Source organism: Acinetobacter sp. UNC436CL71CviS28 (assembly GCF_000620525.1).
Lineage (GTDB): Bacteria > Pseudomonadota > Gammaproteobacteria > Pseudomonadales > Moraxellaceae > Acinetobacter > Acinetobacter radioresistens.
In genome coordinates this window covers 1-1,555 of the sequence record NZ_JIBB01000094.1, presented here as the reverse complement: position 1 = coordinate 1,555, position 1,555 = coordinate 1, and the positions used below count along the sequence as shown (strand labels likewise).

Sequence of the window (1,555 nt, the reverse complement as noted above, 5' to 3'; positions counted from 1 at the left end):
AGTTAAGATGATGGTATGACAATTTTATATACTCCATAAACCCTTTAAATTAATTAGGTGGTTTATGTCGCACTTCAAGTTTTACTCTGCCTATCATTACTTTTTTCAAAAATTTCATTTCAAATTCCTTATTATTTTAAACCCATTACCATTAATTTTTTATTTTAAAAGATATATCCCAACTTGGATAGGGTATATTACACTATTCTTATTTTAAATTTTTCTTTAATAGCTTTTCATTCTCATTTTTATAACTAATCACTCCAGAGCTATCAATTGAGTAATAATCACCTATTTTCACTACCCCCAGCTCAGGTTTTATTTTTATCAGATAAAATTCAGAACTAGATTCTTCATCTGTATCAATATACTTTTCGGCAATAGAATAAAAACTATCTTTAATTTTAGGAAGGAACCTAAATGTATCTGCATTTAATGATTTTACTTTTGAGTCGTTTAATAAAACCACCAAATCAGGAGATATTTTTTGTAATTCAGATAACGTATAAGGTCTATTATTATATTTTTCAATTTGTTCACATTTTTTCACTGGATTTTTCTCAGTACACTTAGAGTAAAAATCGGAAGAAATTGGTAAGTTAAGTTTCTTTATCTCATTATTGGAACTAAAGTTATCATATTTTTTTGTTTCTTTTCCCAACTCATCTCTTGATTTAAAATTAAAATCCCCATTATTATATACATAGCACGTTTTTACTGCCCTATAAGAATTCTGATATTGGTTAAAGTTACCATTTAAACAAAATAAATTATTATTTGATGAAAATTCTACAGGCTTAATATTTGACATCACACTCAATGAAGCTGGAAATGTAAAAACCTTAAGACTTTCTAAATCGATAACAGCAAAATATAAATAGTTTTTTTCTTTAAAACTCATTAAAAACTTATTTTTATCAAAATTTGATACTTTATTTTTTAAAATATTATTATAATCTTTTAATCTTTCTTTGGTACAAAAATCTACTTCATCAAAATCAATTGAACAGCTTTTGACATCGATTTTATTTATATCTTTTGCTACAGACGTATTACTTGAACATCCTAAAATTGATAAAATTATAAGCACAGTTAAGCTTACAGATGTATTTTTCATTTTTAAATAGATCCTTTATACATGAGGTTTTTTTTAAAACTAAACCTTCAAACCCAAATTCTTTTGATATTATAAAATAACATTCCAGCAACTTTTCAGATTCAAGCTTTTAAAATATTATCTATATATAAAATAAATTACTTAACAAATCTACCCTCTTCATTTAATCTCAGCTTGTGATTTTGGCCAGATTCTTTATAAAAAACTTCATAGTTTTGGTTAATTAAAATATTTTTAGAAACATCCAATGTAATACTCTTAACTAAGCCAAACTTATTAACCGTCATAAGATTTATTTCTGGGCTTTCATTTTCACTTATAGAAGGCGAAGCAATTAATAACACACGGCAGAGTAAAACTTGAAGTGCGACATAAACCACCTAATTAATTTAAAGGGTTTATGGAGTATATAAAATTGTCATACCATCATCTTAACTT

Annotated in this window: 1 protein-coding gene and 1 pseudogene; both read right to left on the bottom strand. The window is 25.5% G+C overall.

Features of this window, described 5'->3' with window-relative positions; all coding sequences use genetic code 11:
• Positions 1 to 208 precede the first annotated feature (208 nt).
• Entirely contained in the window at positions 209 to 1,117 is a 909-nt protein-coding gene (locus tag N518_RS0115265) for a hypothetical protein (RefSeq protein ID WP_005404735.1), read from the bottom strand.
• A 137-nt stretch (positions 1,118 to 1,254) separates the two neighbouring features.
• A pseudogene (locus N518_RS17435) lies at positions 1,255 to 1,461 on the bottom strand (hypothetical protein); the annotation flags it as partial.
• Positions 1,462 to 1,555 lie beyond the last annotated feature (94 nt).